Origin of the sequence: Rathayibacter sp. PhB152 (assembly GCF_003751395.1) — a bacterium.
GTDB classification, from domain to species: Bacteria; Actinomycetota; Actinomycetes; order Actinomycetales; family Microbacteriaceae; genus Rathayibacter; species Rathayibacter festucae.
Genome location: NZ_RJUT01000007.1, coordinates 68,771 through 89,748, shown reverse-complemented (window position 1 = coordinate 89,748; position 20,978 = coordinate 68,771). Strand labels below are relative to the sequence as shown.

Below are 20,978 nucleotides of genomic sequence, written 5' to 3'. Positions count from 1 at the left end.
AGGAGCCGCCGCCCGCACGAGGCGGACGACGGCTCCAGGCAGGGCGGGGGCCTCAGACCACGCGCACCGATTCGGCCTGCGGGCCCTTGGACCCGGTGCCGACCTCGAACGCGACGTGCTGGCCCTCTTCGAGGACCTTGTATCCCGACATGTCGATGGCGGAGTAGTGGACGAACACGTCCTGCCCGCCGCCGTCGACCGTGATGAAGCCGTAGCCCTTCTCAGAGTTGAACCACTTGACGGTTCCGTTCGCCATCTCTCACTCCCAAAGTGCTGTGCTGCCTGCGACACGAGCGATGCGCAGGTGCCTGATTAGGGAGCATAAGCCAGCGATTCGGCCCGGAATGGGGCGGAAAGCGCCCGTGGGAAAGAGTTGTCCGGGATTCAACATGAATTAAACGTGCCGGAAACAGAACGCCCCCGGGACACGCCCCGAGGGGGTGCTCCGGGGGCGTCCGCGCCGCCGCGCTACTGCGGCGGATAGTCCGAGCCGAGCACGACGACGACGGATCCGGTCTCGACGAAGTCCTGCGTCAGAGCCGGCGTGCCGACGCCGAGCGCCTGAGCGACACCGAGCGCCGCGCCCTCGAGCGCGGGGTCGGTGTAGTAGATCGTCGTGGCCGTCTCCTCCTCGGTGTTCGCGTTCGCGACCGTGGGCACGCTCCAGCCCGCCGCGGCCAGTGCGTCCCCGGCGTTCGCGGCGAGGCCCGCCGTCGCCGTCCCGTTCAGGACCGCGAGCGCGAGGGCCGGGTCGACCGTGGGGGTGACCGCGGGGGTCGCCTCCGTCTCGGCGATGCCGGTGGGCGGCGTGAAGACGTCGTTGAACTGCACCCGGTTGTCGATCACGAGCAGGCCGATGAAGCCGAGCAGCACGATCACTCCGGTGGCCAGGGCCGCCCAGGCCAGCGCGACCGCGCGGGCGTGCGGGGCGGGCGGGCGGCGGTGGGCGCCGACGCGACCCTCGGTGGCCGGGATCTCGTCGAAGCGGTCCTTCGGAGCGGTGGTGGTCATCGTCGGTACGGCCGGCCTTCCGTTCGTGGGCCCGAGCAGCTCGTCTACTCGGGGCGCCCGAGGCGGCGCGCGGCGCGGGCGCCAGCGCGCCCGTCGCGGATGCGCTGCAGCCGCTTGACGAGCATCGGGTCGTGCGCGAGGGCGGCCGGTGAGGCCAGAACCGCGCTGAGCACCTGATAGTAGCGGGCGACCGAGAGGCCGAACCTCTCGCGGATCGCGTCGTCCTTGTCCCCGGCGCGGGCCGTCCACTCGCCCTCGAACTCGAGGACGCGGCGATCCCGCTCGGACAGGACGGCGCCCGTGCTGCGCTCGACGTCCGTGGCCCTGCTCATCCCTCCACAGTAGGGAGGGACGGCTCGGCGGCGGCTGAGGCGCTCCGGTACATGCCGATGTGCGGGATGCCCGCCTCGTCGAACTCGTCGCCGAACGGCTCGAAGCCCGACCGCGCGTAGAGGCCCGCGATGTACGACTGCGCGTGGAGCAGGAGCGGCTCGTCCCCGTGGCGCTCCAGGACCGCGCTCACCAGCCGGTGGGCGAGGCCCTCCCCGCGGCGGTCGGCGCGGGTCACCACCCGCCCGATCACCCGGTGGGCGTCGCGGTGCTCGGGCCGCTCGTCCCGGAGGGTGCGGAGGTAGGCGGCCGTGCCGCGTTCGTCGGCGATCCACCAGTGACGCGTCGTCGGCTCCAGATCGCGGCCGTCGAGCTCCTCGTCGTCGACCCGCTGCTCGCGCAGGAACACGTCGGTCCGCAGCCGCGCGAACGCGTAGACCTCCTCGGTCGTGAGTTCGCTCCACGCCTTCGAGATCACGGAATTCAGCTGCACGGCGGAGAGTTTACGAGAGGAGAGGGGAGCGCCCTCCCCCGTACACTGACCAGGATTCCTAGGGAGACCCATGTCGTCGTATTCCGTGAACAAGACCGACGCCGAGTGGCGCGAGGAGCTCGACCGCGAGCAGTACTCGGTGCTGCGCCAGGCCGCCACCGAGCGCCCGTGGACCGGCGAGCTGCTCGACGAGCACCGCGAGGGGCTCTACACCTGCGCGGCGTGCCACGCCGAGCTGTTCAAGAGCGGCACCAAGTTCGACTCCGGCTGCGGATGGCCGAGCTTCTACGAGTCCATCCGCCCCGACGCGGTGCAGCTCATCGAGGACAGCACCCTCGGCATGGTCCGCACCGAGGTCCGCTGCGCCAACTGCGGCTCGCACCTGGGCCACGTCTTCCCGGACGGCTTCGGCACGCCCACGGGAGACCGCTACTGCATGAACTCGATCGCGATGAACTTCACGACCGAGGGCGAGTGACCGTGTCCGCGACTCCCGTGCTCGAGGCCGTCCTGGCCCGGCGCTCCCGCTCGAAGGTGACCGCGGAGGCGCCGGGGCACGAGGAGATCGCGGCCTACGTCTCGGCCGCCTCGCGGCTCGCGGACCACAGCTCGCTCCGGCCGTGGCGGGTCATCGAGATCCGCGGGGCGGCGCGCGACCGCATCGGGCGCAGCTTCGCCGCCGCGTCCGGCGACAAGAAGGACGCGCGCAAGCACATCGAGAAGACGCACCGCGCCTCCCTCCTCCTCGCGGTCGTCGTGAGCGTGAAGAAGTCGAAGGTGCCCGCCTGGGAGCAGGAGGCCGTCGCCTCGGGCGTCGCGCACCTGCTGAGCCTGCTGCTCGACGAGGCGGGCTGGGGCGTCTTCTGGCGCACCGGCTCCTACACCCGCGCCAAGGCCGTGCGGAAGGCGCACCGCCTGGAGAAGGGCGAGGAGCTCCTCGGCTGGCTGTACGTCGGCCGCCCCGACGGCAAGATCGGCGGGCCGAAGCGGCCGACGCCGGCCGAGCGGCACCTGAGCATCCTCGAGCCGTGATCCGCCCCCGCGGGCCTGAGCCGAGACGGCTTCCGGCCCCGCGATAGGGTGGCCCGGTGCGGAGACGCACCTGCCGACGTGGCGCAATTGGTAGCGCACCCGACTTGTAATCGGGCGGTTACGGGTTCAAGTCCCGTCGTCGGCTCCGAGGCGGTCTCGTGAGCGGCCGATCGGCCGCCCGCTCCTCCACGACACCCTGCTGCTTCAGGCCGTCCGGCGGCAGTCCGGCGTACGGCAGCCCTCGCAGCCTCCGCGTGAGGGGCCTCTCGACCCAGCGGTGGACCACGATCCCGGCGACCAGCGAGACGGCGATCGTGCCGACCACGGAGAGGACTCCCGCTCGCAGGCCGATCAGTGCCAGGGCGGCGGGCACGACCGGCCCGATCAGGGGATGGAAGAGGTACAGGCTGTAGGACGCCTCGCCCAGGGCGAGCAGCGGTCGCCGGAGGACGCGATCCGCGCCACGACGCGATGCGAGCCGCCGGACGAGCGGTTCGGCCAGGACCACCGCGACGAACGCCGCGGTGACGATCCCCTTCCGGAAGAGAGCGTCGCGCTGCCAGGAGATCCCCTCCGGTGCGAGTGCCGCGACGACGGTGAACGCGGCGGCGGCGCCCAGCGCGAGGAGCAGGCCGCGACGCGCGCGCGGAAGCCCGGCGATCCTCCCGATCGCCATCCCGATCGCGAAGTACAGGACGAGCGGATCGAAGTAGACCGCCCACGCCGGCCAGTCCTCGACGGGGCGGAGGAGATGACCGGACGCGACGACGAGCACGACCGTCGACGCGAACACGAGGACGTTCCGCCGCAGGAGCAGCCCGAGGGCGAAGACCGCGTAGAAGGCCGTCTCGAACGTGAGGGTCCAGCCGACGCCGAGGAGCGGCTCCACCGCGCCGTCGGGATTGCGGGCGGGCAGGAAGAGGTAGGACGCGACTCCCGTCCACGGAGTGAGGGCGGCGTGCAGCACGGCCCCGGGCAGGACGAGGATCGACGCGATCTTGAGGGTCGTGGCGACCCAGTACAGCGGGACGATCCGGATCACGCGGCGGACGGCGAAGAACCGCCAGCCGCCCCGCACCTCGAAGGGACCCGCGGTGACCGCCATCACGAAGCCGGAGACGACGAAGAAGACGTCGACACCCGCGGCGGCGCCGTTCCAGACGGTGATCGAGTCGTCGAGGCGCTCGTGCGCGTAGAACGTGGCGTGCGTGATGACGACGAGCAGAGCCGCGACGAAGCGCAGGGCCTGGACGCCCTCGAAGATCGGCGTCCTGGCGGTCGCCGGCGCGACGATCGGCGGCGTGGTCATGGCGGCCCCCCGGTGAGATCGGGTGAGCCTATCCACGAGAGCGAGCGGCCGACGCGGAGGCGCGGAATCGGCTGTCGCGCGATCGCGGGCCGTCCTCCTCCCCGCAGCGCCTCCCCCTGCGGCGACCGGGCTCAGGCCTCCCGAGGTGCACGACGAAGGGCCCCGGTCTCCCGGGGCCCTTCGTGTGCTCCGACCCGTCTCGGCGGGTTCGCGACCTAGCCCGCGGCGGGCGTGGGGGTCGGCGTGGCCGAGGAGTAGGTGTCGGCGGCGGCCGAGAGCACGAACGAGCTGAAGGCGTCCGCGTCGGTCAGCGAGCCGGTGTACGCCTCGCCGTTGACGAGGACCGTCGGCGTGCCCGAGACGGAGGCGACCTCGGTGCCCGGCAGCGGGCCGGAGGTGGCGCGCTCCGTGGCCGCGCGCACCCAGCTGACGAAGGACTGGTCGTCGATGCAGGAGTTCACCGCGGCGGCGTCCTCGACACCCGCGTCGGCGGCGGCCTGCTTGAGCTGGTCGTCGGAGAGGCCGTCGGTGCCCTCCGCGGGCTGCTCGGCGAACAGCGCCGCATTGAAGTCGAAGAAGGAGTCGGGCGACCGGTCGGCGACGCAGGCCGCGGCGTTGGCCGCGCGCTCCGAGTACTTGGTGCCGTTCGAGCGGGTGGTCAGGATGGCGATCGGGTGGATCTCGACCGTGGCGGCACCGCTGGTGACCCACTCCTTGATCTGGTCGCCGTTGGTCTGCTCGAACTGGCCGCAGTAGGGGCAGAGGTAGTCGAGGTACACCCGGATGTCGACGGTGCCCGTGGAGGTGTCGAGCACGCTCGGGGTCGGGGTGCCGTCGGCCGGGATCGCCGGGGTGGTCGAGGCGACGAGGCCCTCGGTGATGAGGACGCCGTCGCTCGCCATGTTGGCGGGGCCCGGGCCGGCCGGGCGGATGCTCGAGGTGACGGCGAAGACGACGACTGCGACGATGGCGATCACCACGATCGCGAGACCGCCCTGCAGGGCGAAGCGGCTGACGCGGTCGCGGCGCTTCTGCTGCTCGCGGAGTCGACGGGCCTTCTCGCGCGCGGCCTCTCGACGCTGGTTCTTCGAGAGACGGTCGTTGGCTCCGCCGATGGTCATGACAAGAACGCTCCGAATGAGAGGGGAAGTGCCGCCGGGCTGCGACTCGCCGGAATCCTACGCGCGAGCCCTGGGAAACCTCCAAACGACGGATACCGCCGGGTCCCGGTGCCCGGCATCGAGCCCCGGCTCCCCGCTCCGGCGCTCCGTGGCATACTGTGACGGTTGGTCGGAGTCGCCCACGCGACGACGACCGTCACTTCCATTCACTCGGATCGTCCGGCACGTACCTGCCGGTGAAGGAGCAAGAACAATGGCGTCCGTAACCTATGACAACGCGTCCCGCGTCTACCCCGGGGCCACGCGTGCCTCGGTCGACAAGCTGAACCTCGAGGTCGGAGACGGCGAGTTCCTCGTCCTCGTCGGCCCCTCGGGCTGCGGCAAGTCCACCTCCCTGCGCATGCTCGCCGGCCTCGAAGAGGTCAACGAGGGCCGCATCCTGATCGGCGACCGTAACGTCACGGACGTTCCGCCGAAGGACCGCGACATCGCGATGGTCTTCCAGAACTACGCGCTCTACCCGCACATGTCGGTCGCCGAGAACATGGGCTTCGCGCTCAAGATCGCCGGCATCAACAAGGACGAGCGCGCCGCGCGGGTCCTCGAGGCCGCGAAGATGCTCGACCTCGAGCCCTACCTCAACCGCAAGCCGAAGGCCCTCTCCGGTGGCCAGCGTCAGCGCGTCGCGATGGGTCGCGCCATCGTCCGCAAGCCGCAGGTGTTCCTCATGGACGAGCCGCTGTCGAACCTCGACGCCAAGCTCCGCGTCCAGACCCGCACGCAGATCGGCACGCTCCAGCGCCGCCTGGGCATCACCACCGTCTACGTCACCCACGACCAGACCGAGGCGCTCACCATGGGCGACCGCATCGCGGTCCTCAAGGACGGACTGCTCCAGCAGGTCGGCACGCCCCGCGACCTCTACGAGAACCCGAACAACGTCTTCGTGGCCGGCTTCATCGGCTCGCCCGCGATGAACCTGTTCCACGCGGACGTCACCGACGGCGGCGTCAAGTTCGGCGACACGGTCCTCCCGATCGCCCGCGAGGCGCTCGCGAAGACCACCCAGAAGGTCGTCACGCTCGGCGTGCGCCCCGAGGACGTCACCGTCTCGACCCAGCCCGGCGGCCTGCCGATCGAGGTCGACCTGATCGAGGAGCTCGGCTCGGACGGCTACCTCTACGGCCACACCGAGGTCGAGGGTCGCCGCACCGACATCGTCGCGCGCGTCGACGGCCGCGTGCACCCGACCGCGGGCGACCGCGTCTACGTGACCGCGAACCACCGCGTGCACATCTTCGACGGCGAGTCGGGACTGCGCCTCTCCTAGGCTCCGCCCCCGCGCACACGCTGCCGCCGTCTCCTCCGAGGCGGCGGCAGCGTTCGTCCGGGCCCCTCCACCGTCCGACTCCCGACACGAACGGCGCGCCATGTCCGGCTCCCTCAACATCACCTCGGCCACGGTCGACCCCGCCCTCCTCGACCTGCCGTGGAACCTGCGGCTGAACGACTGGCCCGACGAGTACATCGCCGCGCTGCCCAAGGGCATCTCGCGGCACACGGTCCGCTTCGCGCACCTCTCCGGCCACGTCGTCGCCGTGAAGGAGACGACGGCGGAGATGTCGCGGCGCGAGTACGAGATGCTCAAGACCCTGCAGCGGCTCGACGTCCCGTGCGTCGTGCCGGGCGCCGTGATCACGAACCGCACCGACGACGAGGGCGACGAGCTGCCCGCCGTGCTGGTCACCCGGCACCTCAAGTTCTCGCTCCCCTACCGCGCGCTGTTCTCGCAGACGTTGCGTCCCGACACGGCCACGCGCCTCGTCGACGCACTGGCGCTGCTGCTGGTGCGCCTGCACGTCATCGGCTTCTTCTGGGGCGACGTCTCGCTCTCGAACACGCTGTTCCGGCGCGACGCGGGCGCCTTCGCGGCGTACCTCGTGGACGCGGAGACCGGGCAGCTCTACTCGGGCGGACTCTCCAACGGCCAGCGCGAGAACGACCTCGAGATCGCCCGAGTCAACATCGCCGGCGAGCTGCTGGACCTCGAGGCGGGCGGGCGCGTCGACGACGACCTCGACCCGATCACGGTGTCCGACGGCATCGTCGCGGCGTACCGCAGTCTCTGGAAGGAGCTGACCGGGGCGGAGTCGTTCTCGACCTCCGAGCGCTGGCGCATCAACGACCGGGTGAACCGGCTCAACGAGCTGGGCTTCGACATCGAGGAGCTCGCGATCAAGACCGACGAGGCGGGCTCGACCGTGCGGATCCAGCCGAAGGTCGTCGACGCGGGTCACCACCAGCGCCGCCTGCTGCGGCTGACCGGGCTGGATGCCCAGGAGAACCAGGCGCGCCGCCTGCTGAACGACCTCGACTCCTACACCGCCACCTACGACAAGCAGGGGCTGGACGAGGAGATGGTCGCCCACGAGTGGCTCGCGCAGGTGTTCGAGCCGGTCATCCGCTCGATCCCGCGCGACCTCAAGGGGCGGCTGGAGCCGGCGGAGATGTTCCACCAGCTGCTCGAGCACCGCTGGTTCATGTCGCAGCAGCAGGCACGCGACGTGCCGCTGGCGGAGGCGGTCACCGCCTACGTGAACGACATCCTGCGCCACCGCCGCGACGAGGCGACCATCATCGCGCCGCCGACCGAGGCGATCACCCTGCCGAACCTCGTCATCGACGGCGCCGGCGACGCCGAGCTGACCGACGAGGACGCCGACGTCGACTGGATGAAGAACGTCTGACCCGGCACGCCGAAGGGCTCGTGCGGATCCCGGATCCGGCGCGAGCCCTTCGTCGTCTGCGGCGCGTGCTGACGCGGATCTCGGTACGCCCGCTCCGCGGCCTACTCGATCAGCATGAAGCGCCCCCTGCTGGCGATGACCGATCAGCATGCGCCCCCGCTCGCCGAAGGCGGCGCCCCTTCGGCCGTCGTTCGCCGCGGGCGGCACCCCTTCATGGTGGTCAAGTAGCCGCGCAGCGGCGTATCGAGACCCACCGTCACCAGCAGCCCGGGTCTGCAGACTCGCGTTCTGACGGTGGTGGATCTCGATACGCCCGCTGCGCGGGCTACTCGATCAGCATGAAGCGCCCCCTGCTCCGCGGTGGCCTATCAGCATGCTCATCCGCTCGCCGCAGGCGGCGCCCCTCAGTTGCCGCTCGCCGCAGGCGGCGCCCCTCAGCTGCCGCTCACCGAAGGCGCCGCCCCGCTGCCACCGCTCGCCGAAAGCGGCGCCTCTCTCCTACCGCTCGCCGAAGGCGGCGCCCCTCAGCCACCGCTCGCCGAAAGCGGCGCCTCTCTCCTACCGCTCGCCGAAGGCGGCACCCCTCGCCCCTCCCCCGGCGTCAGCGCGGGTGCCGGCGCGGTGAGCTGCAAGGCGGAGGAGGAAGCGATACCGGCGGTATCGCGCCCGACGACAACGCCGCAGATCGCCGTGCCGGCGCCCACGCTGCCTGTGCTACTCGGAGGCGGCGCGGAGTTTGGAGATCTCGTAGAGCGCGACCGACGCCGCGATGCCGGCGTTGAGCGATTCGGTCGCGGCGCTGATCGGGATGGAGACGACGGCGTCGCACTGCTCGGTGACGAGGCGCGAGAGGCCCTTGCCCTCGCTGCCGACGACGACGAGCAGTGGGCGGTCGGCGAGCTCGAGGCCGGGGAGCATGGTGTCGCCGTCGCCGTCGAGGCCGATGACGAAGACGCCGTCGCGCTTGTAGTCCTTGATCATCGCGGTGAGGTTGGACGCCATCGCGACGGGCACGCGCGCGGCGGCTCCGGCGGAGGTCTTCCAGGCGGCGGAGTTCAGGCCGACCGAGCGGCGCTGCGGGACGATGACGCCCTGTCCGCCGAAGGCGGCGACGGAGCGGATGATCGCGCCGAGGTTGCGCGGGTCGGTGATCCCGTCGAGCGCGACGAACAGCGGGACGACGCCGCGGGACACGCTGCGCTCGAGCAGGTCGCTCGGGTGCGCGTACTCGTACGGCGGGACCTTGAGGACGAGGCCCTGGTGCACGGAGTCCGGGCCGGCGAGGCGGTCGAGCTCCGGGCGCATGACCTCGAGGACGGGGATGCCGCGGGCGGTGGCGAGCTTGAGCGCCTCCTTGACCCGGTCGTCCATCTCGATGCGCGTCGCGAGGTAGAGGGTCGTCGCGGGGATCTTGGCGCGCAGCACCTCGAGGACCGAGTTGCGGCCGGTGACCATCTCGAACTCGTCGCCGCTCTTGGGCTTCCGCGACGGGGCCGGACGGCCCTGGCCGCGGGCCGCGCCGTTCAGCGCCGCTCCGGGTCGGCCCTTGCCGCCGGCGGCGACGAAGCGCTCGCGCGCCAGCTTCGCCTTGCCTGCGGGGTGGTACGGCCGGTCCTCGGCTTTGGGTGTGGGCTTCTTGCCCTCGAGGGCCTGACGGCCCTGACCGCCGGAACCGACGGCCTTGCCCTTGCTCTTCTTGCGGACCGCTCCTGGGCGGCCGGGCTTATTCGCCATCGAGACTCCAATGCGCACCCGTCTGGGTGTCTTCGATCGTGATTCCCGCAGCAGCGAGATCGGTTCGGATGCGGTCGGCGGCCGCCCAGTCGCGCTGCTCGCGCGCGGTCTGCCGCTCGGCGACCAGGCGGTCGACGAGCACGGTGAGGGCCCGGTAGGTGGGCTCGTCGTCGGAGCGCGCCCACTCGGGGGCCTCCGGGTCGATGCCGAGGACCGACGCCATGGCGAGGACCTGGGTGCGCAGCGCGGACACCGTGCCGAGGTCCTCCGCGTCGAGAGCGGCGTTGCCGGCCCGCACGGTCTCGTGCAGGACGCCGATGGCCTGCGGGACCGAGAGGTCGTCGTCCATCGCCTCGGCGAACTCGTCGGGCACGACCGGCTCGCCGACGGCGGCGAAGCGGGTGCCCTCGAGGCGTCGACGGGAGCGGTCGAGGAAGCCCTCGATCCTCTCGAGCGCCGCCTCGGCCTCCTCGAGCGCACCGTCGTGGAACTCGAGCGTCGAGCGGTAGTGCGCCGAGCCGAGGTAGTAGCGGACGACCAGCGGACGGGCGGAGTCGAGCAGCTCGGAGGCGAAGACGGAGTTGCCGAGCGACTTGCTCATCTTCTGCCCGGTGACCGAGACGAGGCCGTTGTGCAGCCAGTAGCTGGCGAAGGCGTGGCCCGCGGCGCTCGACTGGGCGAGCTCGTTCTCATGGTGCGGGAAGCGCAGGTCGAGCCCGCCGCCGTGGATGTCGAACTGGGTGCCGAGGTACTTGGTCGACATGGCGGAGCACTCGATGTGCCAGCCGGGGCGGCCCCTCCCCCAGGGCGAGGCCCAGGAGGCGGACTCGGGCTCGTCGGGCTTCATGCCCTTCCACAGCGCGAAGTCGTGCGGGTCGCGCTTGCCGCGCGGGTCGGCGTCGGTCGCCGCCTCCATGCTCTCCAGGCGCTGGTGCGTGAGCGCGCCGTAGTCCGGCCAGGAGCGGGTGTCGAAGTAGACGTCGCCGGAGTCGTCCGGCGCGGGGTAGGCGTGGCCCAGCTCGATCAGGCGCTGCACGAGCGCGACCATCTCGGCGATGCTCGCCGTCGCGCGCGGCTCGTAGGTGGGCGGCAGGATGCCGAGCGCGGAGTAGGCGGCGGTGAACTCCAGCTCGACCCGGTAGGCGAGCGCCCACCACTGCTCCGAGGGCTCGCCCTCGCCGGCCGCGCGGCGGGCCTGCTCGGCGATCGCGAGGATCTTGTCATCGATGTCGGTGACGTTGCGGACGAGGGTGACCCGATAGCCGCGGTAGGCGAGCCAGCGGCGCAGCTGGTCGTAGACCAGGGCGGAGCGCAGGTGCCCGATGTGCGGCGACGACTGCACCGTGGGTCCGCAGACGTACATCCCGACCTCGTTCTCGCGGAGGGGGACGAAGTCGACGAGGGCCTGGGCCTTCGAGTCGTGCAGTCGCAGAGTCACGCCGCGAGTTTACCGGGCGGGGCGGGCGCGGCCGGGCGGCGGGCTGGCGCGGTGGATCAGTGCGCGGATCCGGGAGTGGGGAGGACGAGCGCCGTGGCCGTCGCGGCGACCCCCTCGCCGCGCCCGGTGAAGCCGAGCGCGTCCGAGGTCGTCGCGGCGACGCTGACCGGGGCGCCGAGGAGCGCGGACAGCAGCTGCTGGGCCTCGTCCCGCCGCGGGGAGAACTTCGGGCGGTTGCCGATCAGCTGGACCGAGACGTTGCCGATCGTGAAGCCGGCCGCCTCGACGAGCTCGCGGGTCGCACGGAGGAAGACCTCGCCGTGCGCGTCCTGGAACCGCGGGTCGTCCGTGCCGAAGCGGGAGCCGATGTCGCCGAGGTTCGCGGCGGCGAGCAGCGCGTCGCAGATCGCGTGCGCGACGGGGTCGCCGTCGCTGTGCCCGGAGAGTCCGCGCTCCCCCGGCCAGTGCAGTCCGGCGAGCCAGAGCGGCGACGCGTCGTCGAAGGCGTGCACGTCGGTGCCGATGCCGACCCGCGGCACCGCGGACGACGGCGGCGGCGCGAGCAGCTGCTCCGCGCGGGCGAGGTCCCAGGGCGTGGTGATCTTGAAGGCGAGCGGATCGCCGGGGACGACGACGGAGCCGCGGCCGTGAGCGGCGAGGAGGGCGGCGTCGTCGGTGAACTCCCGGCCGGCGGCCGCGTAGGCCTCGTCGAGCAGGCGGCGGGGGAAGCCCTGCGGCGTCTGCACGGCGGCGAGCTGCGAGCGGTCGACCGTGTCGAGGATCGCCGCGTGGGCACCGACGAGCTTGATGGTGTCGGTGACGGGCAGGCCGGGGATCGCGCCGCCGCCGGTCGAGCGGACGGCGGCGAGGACGCGCTCGAACTGCGCGACGGGCGTGAGGGCCCGGGCGGCGTCGTGCACGAGGACGGTGGCGACTCCCGGGTCCAGGAGGGCGAGTCCGCGGGCGACGGAGTCCTGGCGGGTCGATCCGCCGGCGGTGACGAGGACCTCGACGGCGGACCCGGAGGCGCGGCGGCAGAGCGCGGCGGTCTCCTCGACGAGGGACTCCGGTGCGACGACGACGACCTGGACCGGCTCGGCGAGGGTGAGGACCGTGCGGAGGCTGCGCTCGAGGATCGTGACGCCGGCGCACTCGACGTAGGCCTTGGGGAGCTCGCGCCCGAGACGGGTGCCGCTGCCGGCGGCGACGATCACGACGGCCGCGGTCGGCGCCGATCCGGAGACGGTGTTCAACGGGACGTCCTTTCGCCGCCGGTCACAGTAGCAGCGGCCGGGAGGAGGGGGCAGCCCGGCCGGGACGCCGACGAGGCTGCGCTAGTCTTTTTCCGGCTCCTGCACCTCGATTCCGCCCTGTCCGGGGCGGGCGGAGCCGATGATCTGGAGGAACCCGTGAAGGCGCGCATCGCTGCATCCGTCGTTCTCGCGGTCGGCGTCGCGTTCGCCACCGCCGGCTGCAACCTGGTCGCCCCGCAGGCGACGCGGGCCATCTACGACCCGAGCGACGGAGTGGGTGCGACGATCGGTGATCTCGCCATCCGCAACGCGATGATCATCTCCGAGGACGGCGAGACCGGCACGCTGGTCGTCTCCCTGGTCAACGACACCGACGAGACGGTGAGCGTCGAGGTGCAGTACGAGGCGAGCACGGGCCGCACCAGCGACACGGTGGACGCGGTCCCCGGTCGCACGGAGGTCCGCCCGGGCAGCACCGAGTCGGTCACCATGGAGGGCCTCGACACGATCCCCGGCAGTCTGTTCCCCGTCTACTTCCAGTACGGCTCGGAGGAGGGCGAGGAGCTGCTCGTCCCGATCCTGACGAACGCCCTCGAGGCCTACGCGACGCTGACCCCGGCCCCGTCGGCCAGCCCGACCCTCACTCCCACGCCGGACCCGGCGCAGACGGCGCTGCCCACCCCGACCGTGCAGCCCGGCGTCGACGCCCCGGCCGAGTAGCAGTCGCTCCCGCGAAGGGCCGTCCACCTCGGTGGGCGGCCCTTCGCCGTTCCGGAGCGCAGGGTCTCGATACGCCGCCTCCGGCGGCTACTCGACCAGCATGTTCCTCCGCCCCTGCTCGTCGCACAGCGACGGCCCTGTCGCAGACCGCTCGTCGCGCAGCGACGGCCCCATGACTGCTCGTCGCGCAGCGACGGCCCGACCAGCGCCTGCACGTCTGCAGACGGCGGCTCGCTGCCCCGCCGTCAGAAGTGGATCGCGGGGCCTGGCGGGGGTGGCTGCAAGGCGGAGGAGGGCGCGATACCGGCGGTATCGCAACCGACGACAACGCCGCAGACGCCACCGCCAGGCCCCGCGATCTCAGGCGTCGAAGCGGTAGCCGAGGCCGCGGACCGTCACCAGGAGCACCGGCTCCTTGGGCGTCTTCTCGATCTTGGACCGGATGCGCTTGACGTGGACGTCGAGGGTCTTGGTGTCGCCGAAGTAGTCGCTACCCCAGACGCGGTCGATCAGCTGGCCGCGGGTGAGGACGCGGCCGGCGTTGCGGAGCAGCATCTCGAGGAGCTCGAACTCCTTGAGCGGCATCGGGGTCTCGACGCCGTCGACCTCGACGGTGTGGCGCTCGATGTCCATGCGGACGGGGCCGGCGACGACGATGCGCTCCTCGCCCGGGTCCTCGGTGCGGCGGCGGAGGACGGCGCGGATGCGGGCGAGCAGCTCCCGGGTCGAGTACGGCTTGGTGACGTAGTCGTCGGCGCCGAGCTCGAGTCCCACGACGATGTCCACCTCGGAGTCCTTCGCGGTGACCATGATGATCGGGATCGCGGAGCGGGTGCGGATCTCGCGGCACACCTCGGTGCCGGGCATGCCGGGGAGCATGAGGTCGAGCAGGATCAGGTCGTACTCGCCCTCGTCGAAGGCGGAGACGGCGCGGAGGCCGTCCTCGGCGACGGTGACGTCGTAGCCCTCGCGTTCGAGCAGGTAGCTGAGCGGCTCGCTGAGGGCGCTCTCGTCCTCGACGAGCAGGATGCTGGTCACGCGGTGTCTCCTATCGGGGCGGCGGACGCGAAGGGCGTCCTGGCCGGGTCTACTTCGGGGAGTCGGATGGTGAAGGTGCTGCCGCGGCCCGGCTTGGACCAGACGCGGACGTCGCCGCCGTGGTTCTGCACGGCGTGCTTGACGATGCTGAGGCCGAGCCCGGTGCCGCCGGTGTGGCGGGAGCGGGCCTGGTCGACGCGGTAGAAGCGCTCGAAGACGCGGTCCAGGTCCTCCTCGGGGATGCCGATGCCCTGGTCGGTGACGGCGATCTCGACGACGCCGCCGGTGGAGCGGACGCCGATCCCGACGCGGGAGCCGGGCGGGGAGTACTGGATGGCGTTGGCGAGCAGGTTGTGCAGCGCCGAGACGAGCATCTTCTCCTGGCCGGCGACGTACGCCTTCTTCATCCCGCCCTTGACGAGGGTGACGTCGTGCGACTCCGCCATCACGTGCGTCGTCTCGAGCGCGGCGACCACGATGTCGTCGACGCGGACGACCTCGGCGGAGCCGGCGACGTCCGCCGACTGCAGGCGGGAGAGCTCGATGATCTCGCGGGTGATCTTCGCGAGGCGGTGCGACTCCTGGGTGAGGCGGTGCGCGAACCGGCGGACCTGCTTCGGGTCGTCGGCAGCGGAGTCGAGGGCCTCGGCGAGCAGGCCGACGGCGCCGATCGGCGTCTTCAGCTCGTGGGAGATGTTGGCGACGAAGTCGCGGCGGACCGCCTCCAGCCGGCGTGCCTCGGTGTGGTCCTCGGCGAGGACGAGGACGAAGCGGGAGCCGAGCCGCGTGGCGTGCACGACGAGGGTGACCGCGGCGTCCGAGAGCGGGCTCGTCGCCAGCTCCAGGTCCTGCTCGATGTCGTCGCCGAAGCGACGCACCCGGTCGACGATCGCGACGAGGTCCGGATGGAGGAGCGTGTCCTGGGAGACGAGGCCGAGCGAGATCGCGCGGGCGGACGCCTTCAGCACGTTGTGGGAGGGGTCGGTCACGAACGCGGGAGCGCCGACGGCGTCGATGATGGCGCCGATCCCCTCGGGCAGGCCGACGGTGACGACCTCCGCAGCGATCCGGCCCTGGCGCGCGGCGAGGGTGACGACACTGGTGAGGACGATCCCGAGGACGATGCCGAGAACGAGCGACAGCACGACGATCAGGCCCGGATCCACGCTCCCAGGCTATCCATCCACCGCGCGTCTCCCTACCGGATGCCCGGCGACGGGTCGCGGGTCGAGTACTGTTCAAACGCTCGGCACCGTTCGTTAACCTGCCGTGGTCATCATGGCTGCGCCTGCGCCGGACTGGTGCAGTCGCAGCGCCGTGCGCGGCGCGGATCGGCACCGGTCTCCGTGCGTGCCGCAGAGAGGGTCGAGAAGAAGATGCGCGAAGTTTTCCAGCAGGAGCTGGCCGAGGTCCAGGATCGGCTCGTCGAGATCTCCGGACTCGTCGAGATCGCGATCGAGAAGGCGACCCAGGCGTTCAACCACTCCGATGTGTCCCTCGCCGAGGAGGTCATCGCCAGCGACGCCCGCATCGACGAGCTGGCCATCAGCCTCGACGAGCTCGCGATCGACATCCTCGCCCGCCAGGGCCCCGTCGCCCGCGACCTGCGGACCGTCGTGTCCGCGCTGCGGATCAGCGCCTCGCTCGAGCGGATGGGCGACATCGCCGAGCACATCGCCCAGCTCTCCCGCTACCGCTTCCCCGACAAGGTCGTGCCGAAGTCGCTCCGCCCGACGTTCGTCGAGATGGGCCGCCTCGACGTGGTCGTCGCGCACAAGCTCACCGAGCTGCTGCGCACCCAGGACCCCCGCATCGCCGAGGAGATCCGCGACGAGGACGACAAGATCGACGAGCTGCACGTCAGCGTCTTCGACAAGGTGCTCAGCGAGGCCTGGAAGGGCCAGGCCGCCGACACCGTCGACGCCACCCTCGCCAGCCGCTACCACGAGCGCTTCGCCGACCACGCGGTGTCCATCGCGAAGAAGGTCCAGTACCTGATCTCGGGCGACTGGGGCTGAGCTTATTTGTCGATGTCGCGCGGAGCGCGATATCGACCGCGGTCGGCAGACCGCGTGCTTGCGTTCCGCAGAGCGGGGCGCGAACGGCTATGACGAATCGCTGGCACGCGATTCGCCCGTTCGCCTTGTGGGGGGCGGCTGGTCTGCACGCTCAACGCCCGGGCGTCGAGTGACAGCTACCGTGCCTCGCTGGTCGATCGCCCGTCTTCATGCTGATCGAGTAGCGCGCGCGGCGCGCGTATCGAGATCCACCGTCGTACGGACGCGGGGTCTCGATACGCCGCGTGCCGCGGCTACTCGACCAGCAGGGAAGGGGCGCGTTCCGCGGCCTTCTTTTGCACAGCATGGGGGCGCGTTCCGCGACCTCGCTCTCGCGTCCACGCTGATCGAGTCGCGCCGCCATGCAAGAGGCGCGTTCCGCGACCTGGCTCATTCATGCTGATCGAGTAGCGCGCGCAGCGCGCGTATCGAGATCCGCCGTCGGACGGAGGCGGGGTCTCGGTACGCCGCGTGCCGCGGCTCCTCGACCAGCGTGCGAGGGGACGGACGCGGACGGCCCGCGGGAGGGGGACTCCGGCGGGCCGTGCGGGGGTGCGAGAAGGCGGGCTACTTCTTGGCGCCCTGGGCGGCGACGGCGGCGGCGCCGGCGGCGGCGGCCTCGGGGTCGAGGTAGCGGGCCTCGCCGATCGGCTCGAAGTTCTCGTCGAGGGTGTAGACGAGGGGGATGCCGGTCGGGATGTTCAGCTCGGCGATGTCCGAGTCGGAGATGCCGTCGAGGGTCTTCACCAGCGCGCGCAGCGAGTTGCCGTGCGCGGTGATCATGACGGTCTTGCCCGATGCGAGATCCGGCTTGATGTCCGACTCCCAGTAGGGCAGCATCCGCTCGATCACGAGCTTGAGCGACTCGGTGCGGGGCAGGTCGTCGCCGAGGTCGGCGTAGCGCTCGTCGTGCGCCTGCGAGTACTGGTCCTCGTCGTCGATGGGGGGCGGCGGCACGTCGAACGAGCGGCGCCAGGTCATGAACTGCTCGGGGCCGTACTCGGCGAGGGTCTGCGCCTTGTCCTTGCCCTGCAGCGCGCCGTAGTGGCGCTCGTTGAGGCGCCAGGAGCGCTTCACGTCGATCCACAGGCGGTCGGCCTTCTCGAGCGCGATGTTCGCGGTCTGGATCGCGCGCGTCTGGCGGGAGGTGTACACGACGTCGGGGTGCAGCTCCGCCTCGACCAGCAGCTCGCCGGCGCGAGTCGCCTCCGCGACGCCCTGCTCGGTCAGCCGCACGTCGACCCAGCCGGTGAACAGGTTCTTCTGGTTCCACTCGCTGTTGCCGTGGCGCACGAGGATGAGGGTGTAGGTCTCGGACATGCGTCCAGCTTAGAGGCGGCCCCTGCGCCCCCGGATACGCTGGAGACCATGCCGATCGGAGCCGTCACCCGCGGCACGACGGGCACGAACCGCCTCCGCCGGGTGGACCGCCGGCTGGCCGAGCTGCCGGCGCTGCGCACGACTCCGGAGCCCGTCGTCGTCGACCTCGGCTTCGGCGCGAGCGCGGTCACCACGCTCGAGCTGCACCGCCGTCTCGTCCGCGCGGCGCCCGGCGTCGACGTGGTCGGCTTCGAGATCGAGCCGGCCCGCGTCCAGACCGCGCGACGGCAGCTGGAGCGGGTCCGTGAAGGGGGCACCGCCTTCCCGGCCGACGCCCGGGTGCGCTTCGAGCGCGGCGGCTTCGAGGTGCCTTTGCCCGGACGGCAGCGGGCGAGCGTGATCCGCGCCTTCAACGTGCTCCGGCAGTACGACGAGTCGGCGGTCGCGGAGGCGTGGCGGACGATGACCGACCGGCTGACCCCCGACGGCGTGCTGGTGGAGGGGACCTGCGACGAGATCGGCCGGATCTGCACCTGGATCGAGATCGGCCGCGAGGGGCCGCGCTCGCTCACCCTGTCGCTCCGGCTCGGCGCCGTGCCCTCGCCGATGATCGCGGCGGAGCGGCTGCCGAAGGCGCTGATCCACCGCAACGTCGCGGGCGAGCCGGTGCACGCCTTCCTGCTCGCGCTCGAGCGGGCGTGGCTGCACGCCGCCCCGCTCGCCGTCTACGGGCCGACGCAGCGCTGGATCGCCGCCGTCGAGACGCTCCGCGGCGAGTGGCCGATCCTCGGCGGCCGGCGGCGGTGGCGACTGGGAGAGGTGACCGTCGCCTGGGACGCGGTGGCCCCGCTCGACGCGACACCGTCACTCCTGTGAGCATTCTCATATTTAAAGTCGTTACCCTCATGCCCCATGGACGACCCTCCCCCTGAACCTTCGCCCGCCGCACCGACCTCGACCCTGATCGGCGGTGCTCCGGGTGCCTGAATGGCTCGGCATCGTCATCGGCCTCCTCCTCACCGTCGGCACCGGTCTCTTCGTCGCCTCCGAGTTCGCGCTGGTCAACCTCGACCGCAACGAGCTGGAGGAGCGCCGCGCTCGCGGTGAGAAGCGCCTCGATCCGACGATCTCCGCCCTGCGGATCACCTCCACCCATCTCTCCGGCGCACAGCTGGGCATCACACTCACCACGCTGCTCACCGGCTACACCTTCGAGCCCGCGATCAGCTCGCTGCTCGGCGACCCGCTGCGCTCGCTCGGGATCCCGGCCGAGATCGTGCCGGGCATCGGCACGGTCGTCGGCGTCCTGCTGGCGACGGTCTTCTCGATGGTGATCGGCGAGCTGGTCCCCAAGAACTTCGCGCTGGCGCTGCCGCTGAGGACCGCGCAGGTCGTCGTGCCGTTCCAGATCCTCTTCACCACGGTCTTCAAGCCCGTGATCCTGCTCTTCAACAACACGGCCAACGCCCTGATCCGCGCGATGGGCATCGAGCCCAAGGAGGAGCTCTCGGGCGCCCGCAGCGCCGACGAGCTCGGCTCGCTGGTGCGCCGCTCCGTGCTCGAGGGCACGCTCGACAGCGACCACGCGGACCTGCTGCACCGCACGCTCCGCTTCTCGAGCCGCAGCGTCGCCGACGTGATGACGCCGCGGGTCCGGATGGCCTCCGTCACACTGCAGAGCACCGCGGAGGACGTCGTCCGGCTGGCGAACCGCACCGGCTTCTCGCGCTTCCCCGTGCTCGGGCGCGACTCCGACGACGTCCGCGGTGTCCTGCACGTCAAGCACGCCTTCGCACTGGCCCCGGAGGACCGGGCGCAGGCGACCGCCGAGTCGCTGATGATCGCGCCGATGCGCGTCCCCGAGACCGCGCGTGCCGACGCCCTGCTCGCTCCCCTGCGCGGCAGCGGCCTCGCGATCGCGGTCGTCGTCGACGAGTACGGCGGGACCGCGGGCGTCGTGACGCTCGAGGACCTCGTCGAGGAGATCGTCGGCGAGCTGGAGGACGAGCACGACCGCAGCCGCGCCGGCGTCGTCCGCTCCGGCCGCTCGGCGACCTTCGGCGGCGAGCTGCGCCCCGACGAGGTCGCGGAGCGGCTCGGCGCCGTGGTGCCCGAGGGCGAGGACTACGACACGGTCGCCGGCTTCCTCGCCTCGACCCTCGGCCGCGTGCCCGAGCTCGGCGACGAGGTCGCCGTGGCCGGCGGCGTGCTGCGGGTCGACCGCGTCGCCGCCCACCGCGTCGACCGCGTCCGCTTCACCCCGGCCGCTGCCGGAGACGAGACCGACGGCGGCGATGCCGTCGGCGTCGCCGCGCTCCGAGCCGAGGGGGCCGTCCATGAGTGAGTACCTGCCCGGGATCGCCTGGCTCGTGGTCCTGCTGATCGTCAACGCCTTCTTCGTCGGCGCCGAGTTCGCCGTGATCTCGGCTCGCCGCTCGCAGATCGAGCCGCGGGCCGATGCGGGCAGCCGCGCAGCGAAGACCACCCTGTGGGCGATGGAGCACGCCACCCTGATGCTCGCGACGAGCCAACTGGGCATCACCGTCTGCTCGCTGGTGATCCTCAACGTCTCCGAGCCGGCGATCCACCACCTGCTCGAGGTCCCGCTGGGCTTCACGGCGCTGTCCGCGGAGGCGATCGGCGTGATCGCGTTCGTCGCCGCGCTCCTGCTCGTCACCTTCCTGCACGTCGTGTTCGGCGAGATGGTCCCGAAGAACCTGGCGTTCTCGGTGCCGACCCGGGCCGCGCTGCTCCTCGCTCCGCCGCTCGTGCTCGTCTCGCGCCTCGTGAAGCCGGTGATCTGGTCGCTGAACGCGGTCGCCAACGGCATCCTCCGCCTGGTGCGGGTGGAGCCGAAGGACGAGGCGACCAGCGCCTTCACGCTGGACGAGGTCGCCGCGATCGTCCGCCAGTCGACCCGCGAGGGCGTGCTGGTCGACGCCTCCGGCACCGTCACGGCGGCGTTCGAGTTCACGACCAAGCGGGTCGCGGACGTCGCGGTCCCGCTCGAGCGGATGGTGCTGCTGCCCGCCGAGGCCACGCCCGCGGACGTGCGCCGCGCAGTGGCCGAGCACGGCTACTCCCGCTATCTGCTCGCGGACGGCGACGGCCTGCCCGGCGGCTACCTGCACCTCAAGGACGTCTCCGACCTCGACGCGACCGAGGTGCCGGTGCCGCGCAAGCGGATCCGCCGGCTCGCCGCGGTCTCGGCCGGCGACGAGCTGGAGGACGCGCTCGCCGCGCTCCGGCGCACCGGCGCGCACCTCGCCCGGGTGGTCGACGCCGAGGGCCGCACCACCGGTGTCCTCTTCCTCGAGGACATCATCGAGGAGCTCGTGGGCGAGGTGCAGGACGCCACCAACGCGTGAGCCCCGG

At 71.7% G+C, this 20,978-nt stretch carries 21 protein-coding genes and 1 tRNA gene; 10 read left to right on the top strand and 12 right to left on the bottom strand.

Going from position 1 to position 20,978, the window contains the following annotated elements; translation table 11 throughout:
- Nucleotides 1-52: 52 nt before the first annotated feature.
- From EDF36_RS16320 to EDF36_RS16305, 4 genes are all read right to left on the bottom strand, one after another.
- Nucleotides 53-256 carry a cold-shock protein gene (locus EDF36_RS16320; RefSeq protein WP_123445168.1) on the bottom strand — a complete coding sequence of 68 codons (204 nt, stop codon included), beginning with the start codon at nucleotides 254-256 and terminating at the stop codon, nucleotides 53-55.
- Nucleotides 257-468: 212 nt separating this feature from the next.
- Nucleotides 469-1,011, bottom strand: a complete 543-nt coding sequence (locus tag EDF36_RS16315; protein ID WP_123445167.1) for a LytR C-terminal domain-containing protein — start codon at nucleotides 1,009-1,011, stop codon at nucleotides 469-471.
- Between the two features lie 44 nt (nucleotides 1,012-1,055).
- Complete coding sequence (locus EDF36_RS16310) at nucleotides 1,056-1,343, bottom strand: DUF3263 domain-containing protein (protein WP_123445166.1); 288 nt, start codon at nucleotides 1,341-1,343, stop codon at nucleotides 1,056-1,058.
- Entirely contained in the window at nucleotides 1,340-1,834 is a 495-nt protein-coding gene (locus tag EDF36_RS16305; RefSeq protein ID WP_243582848.1) for a GNAT family N-acetyltransferase, read from the bottom strand. The genes EDF36_RS16310 and EDF36_RS16305 overlap by 4 nt, the downstream gene beginning before the upstream one ends.
- Nucleotides 1,835-1,904: 70 nt before the next feature.
- Between EDF36_RS16305 and msrB the strand changes: the two genes are divergently transcribed.
- From msrB to EDF36_RS16290, 3 genes are all read left to right on the top strand, one after another.
- Nucleotides 1,905-2,312 carry a peptide-methionine (R)-S-oxide reductase MsrB gene (msrB, locus tag EDF36_RS16300; RefSeq protein WP_123445164.1) on the top strand — a complete coding sequence of 136 codons (408 nt, stop codon included), beginning with the start codon at nucleotides 1,905-1,907 and terminating at the stop codon, nucleotides 2,310-2,312.
- Complete coding sequence (locus tag EDF36_RS16295) at nucleotides 2,309-2,866, top strand: nitroreductase family protein (RefSeq protein WP_123733794.1); 558 nt, start codon at nucleotides 2,309-2,311, stop codon at nucleotides 2,864-2,866. The genes msrB and EDF36_RS16295 overlap by 4 nt, the downstream gene beginning before the upstream one ends.
- Before the next feature lie 72 nt (nucleotides 2,867-2,938).
- Nucleotides 2,939-3,011: transfer RNA gene (locus tag EDF36_RS16290), tRNA-Thr, on the top strand.
- Here the strand turns inward: EDF36_RS16290 and EDF36_RS16285 are convergent.
- Complete coding sequence (locus EDF36_RS16285; RefSeq protein ID WP_123733793.1) at nucleotides 2,985-4,175, bottom strand: acyltransferase; 1,191 nt, start codon at nucleotides 4,173-4,175, stop codon at nucleotides 2,985-2,987. The genes EDF36_RS16290 and EDF36_RS16285 overlap by 27 nt on opposite strands.
- 215 nt (nucleotides 4,176-4,390) lie before the next feature.
- Entirely contained in the window at nucleotides 4,391-5,296 is a 906-nt protein-coding gene (locus EDF36_RS16280) for a thioredoxin domain-containing protein (RefSeq protein WP_123733792.1), read from the bottom strand.
- A 253-nt stretch (nucleotides 5,297-5,549) separates the two neighbouring features.
- Here EDF36_RS16280 and EDF36_RS16275 point away from each other — a divergent pair, with 253 nt between their 5' ends.
- Complete coding sequence (locus tag EDF36_RS16275; RefSeq protein WP_123702257.1) at nucleotides 5,550-6,626, top strand: ABC transporter ATP-binding protein; 1,077 nt, start codon at nucleotides 5,550-5,552, stop codon at nucleotides 6,624-6,626.
- A 100-nt stretch (nucleotides 6,627-6,726) separates the two neighbouring features.
- Nucleotides 6,727-8,043 carry a DUF4032 domain-containing protein gene (locus tag EDF36_RS16270; protein ID WP_123445159.1) on the top strand — a complete coding sequence of 439 codons (1,317 nt, stop codon included), beginning with the start codon at nucleotides 6,727-6,729 and terminating at the stop codon, nucleotides 8,041-8,043.
- Between the two features lie 714 nt (nucleotides 8,044-8,757).
- Here the strand turns inward: EDF36_RS16270 and rlmB are convergent.
- The 3 genes from rlmB to ispD are packed head-to-tail and all read right to left on the bottom strand — an operon-like array spanning nucleotide 8,758 to nucleotide 12,468.
- Entirely contained in the window at nucleotides 8,758-9,777 is a 1,020-nt protein-coding gene (rlmB, locus tag EDF36_RS16265) for a 23S rRNA (guanosine(2251)-2'-O)-methyltransferase RlmB (RefSeq protein WP_123733791.1), read from the bottom strand.
- Entirely contained in the window at nucleotides 9,767-11,215 is a 1,449-nt protein-coding gene (gene cysS, locus EDF36_RS16260; RefSeq protein ID WP_123445157.1) for a cysteine--tRNA ligase, read from the bottom strand. Before cysS ends, rlmB begins: the two co-directional genes overlap by 11 nt.
- A 56-nt stretch (nucleotides 11,216-11,271) precedes the next feature.
- Complete coding sequence (gene ispD / locus EDF36_RS16255) at nucleotides 11,272-12,468, bottom strand: 2-C-methyl-D-erythritol 4-phosphate cytidylyltransferase (RefSeq protein WP_123733790.1); 1,197 nt, start codon at nucleotides 12,466-12,468, stop codon at nucleotides 11,272-11,274.
- A gap of 156 nt (nucleotides 12,469-12,624) precedes the next feature.
- Here ispD and EDF36_RS16250 point away from each other — a divergent pair, with 156 nt between their 5' ends.
- Nucleotides 12,625-13,188, top strand: a complete 564-nt coding sequence (locus tag EDF36_RS16250; RefSeq protein ID WP_123733789.1) for a hypothetical protein — start codon at nucleotides 12,625-12,627, stop codon at nucleotides 13,186-13,188.
- A 360-nt stretch (nucleotides 13,189-13,548) separates the two neighbouring features.
- On the opposite strand, the gene EDF36_RS16240 is transcribed toward EDF36_RS16250, so the two are convergent.
- Together EDF36_RS16240 and EDF36_RS16235 are read right to left on the bottom strand one after the other, a co-directional pair.
- Entirely contained in the window at nucleotides 13,549-14,226 is a 678-nt protein-coding gene (locus EDF36_RS16240) for a response regulator transcription factor (protein WP_123733788.1), read from the bottom strand.
- Entirely contained in the window at nucleotides 14,223-15,392 is a 1,170-nt protein-coding gene (locus EDF36_RS16235) for a cell wall metabolism sensor histidine kinase WalK (protein ID WP_123702249.1), read from the bottom strand. Before EDF36_RS16235 ends, EDF36_RS16240 begins: the two co-directional genes overlap by 4 nt.
- A gap of 210 nt (nucleotides 15,393-15,602) precedes the next feature.
- On the opposite strand from EDF36_RS16235, the gene phoU reads away from it, so the two are divergent.
- A complete protein-coding gene (gene phoU / locus EDF36_RS16230) occupies nucleotides 15,603-16,244 on the top strand; it encodes a phosphate signaling complex protein PhoU (protein WP_123702247.1) in 642 nt (213 codons plus the stop codon).
- Nucleotides 16,245-16,850: 606 nt separating this feature from the next.
- On the opposite strand, the gene EDF36_RS16225 is transcribed toward phoU, so the two are convergent.
- Nucleotides 16,851-17,603: a phosphoglyceromutase gene (locus tag EDF36_RS16225; RefSeq protein WP_123445151.1), complete on the bottom strand. Its 753-nt coding sequence runs from the start codon at nucleotides 17,601-17,603 to the stop codon at nucleotides 16,851-16,853.
- A 48-nt stretch (nucleotides 17,604-17,651) separates the two neighbouring features.
- Here EDF36_RS16225 and EDF36_RS16220 point away from each other — a divergent pair, with 48 nt between their 5' ends.
- From EDF36_RS16220 to EDF36_RS16210, 3 genes are all read left to right on the top strand, one after another.
- Nucleotides 17,652-18,479, top strand: a complete 828-nt coding sequence (locus EDF36_RS16220) for a class I SAM-dependent methyltransferase (RefSeq protein ID WP_123733787.1) — start codon at nucleotides 17,652-17,654, stop codon at nucleotides 18,477-18,479.
- 103 nt (nucleotides 18,480-18,582) lie between these two features.
- Nucleotides 18,583-19,947, top strand: coding sequence for a hemolysin family protein (locus tag EDF36_RS16215; RefSeq protein WP_123733914.1), 1,365 nt, complete (start codon nucleotides 18,583-18,585; stop codon nucleotides 19,945-19,947).
- Entirely contained in the window at nucleotides 19,940-20,971 is a 1,032-nt protein-coding gene (locus EDF36_RS16210) for a hemolysin family protein (RefSeq protein ID WP_123704651.1), read from the top strand. The genes EDF36_RS16215 and EDF36_RS16210 overlap by 8 nt, the downstream gene beginning before the upstream one ends.
- Nucleotides 20,972-20,978: the final 7 nt, after the last annotated feature.

Bases quoted from the DNA above. Each gene is read 5' to 3' on its own strand.
- EDF36_RS16320 (WP_123445168.1), bottom strand. From the start codon at position 256: ATGGCGAACGGAACCGTCAAGTGGTTCAACTCTGAGAAGGGCTACGGC.
- EDF36_RS16315 (WP_123445167.1), bottom strand. From the start codon at position 1,011: ATGACCACCACCGCTCCGAAGGACCGCTTCGACGAGATCCCGGCCACC.
- EDF36_RS16310 (WP_123445166.1), bottom strand. From the start codon at position 1,343: ATGAGCAGGGCCACGGACGTCGAGCGCAGCACGGGCGCCGTCCTGTCC.
- msrB (WP_123445164.1), top strand. From the start codon at position 1,905: ATGTCGTCGTATTCCGTGAACAAGACCGACGCCGAGTGGCGCGAGGAG.
- EDF36_RS16285 (WP_123733793.1), bottom strand. From the start codon at position 4,175: ATGACCACGCCGCCGATCGTCGCGCCGGCGACCGCCAGGACGCCGATC.
- EDF36_RS16280 (WP_123733792.1), bottom strand. From the start codon at position 5,296: ATGACCATCGGCGGAGCCAACGACCGTCTCTCGAAGAACCAGCGTCGA.
- EDF36_RS16275 (WP_123702257.1), top strand. From the start codon at position 5,550: ATGGCGTCCGTAACCTATGACAACGCGTCCCGCGTCTACCCCGGGGCC.
- EDF36_RS16270 (WP_123445159.1), top strand. From the start codon at position 6,727: ATGTCCGGCTCCCTCAACATCACCTCGGCCACGGTCGACCCCGCCCTC.
- rlmB (WP_123733791.1), bottom strand. From the start codon at position 9,777: ATGGCGAATAAGCCCGGCCGCCCAGGAGCGGTCCGCAAGAAGAGCAAG.
- phoU (WP_123702247.1), top strand. From the start codon at position 15,603: ATGCGCGAAGTTTTCCAGCAGGAGCTGGCCGAGGTCCAGGATCGGCTC.
- EDF36_RS16225 (WP_123445151.1), bottom strand. From the start codon at position 17,603: ATGTCCGAGACCTACACCCTCATCCTCGTGCGCCACGGCAACAGCGAG.
- EDF36_RS16220 (WP_123733787.1), top strand. From the start codon at position 17,652: ATGCCGATCGGAGCCGTCACCCGCGGCACGACGGGCACGAACCGCCTC.
- EDF36_RS16210 (WP_123704651.1), top strand. From the start codon at position 19,940: ATGAGTGAGTACCTGCCCGGGATCGCCTGGCTCGTGGTCCTGCTGATC.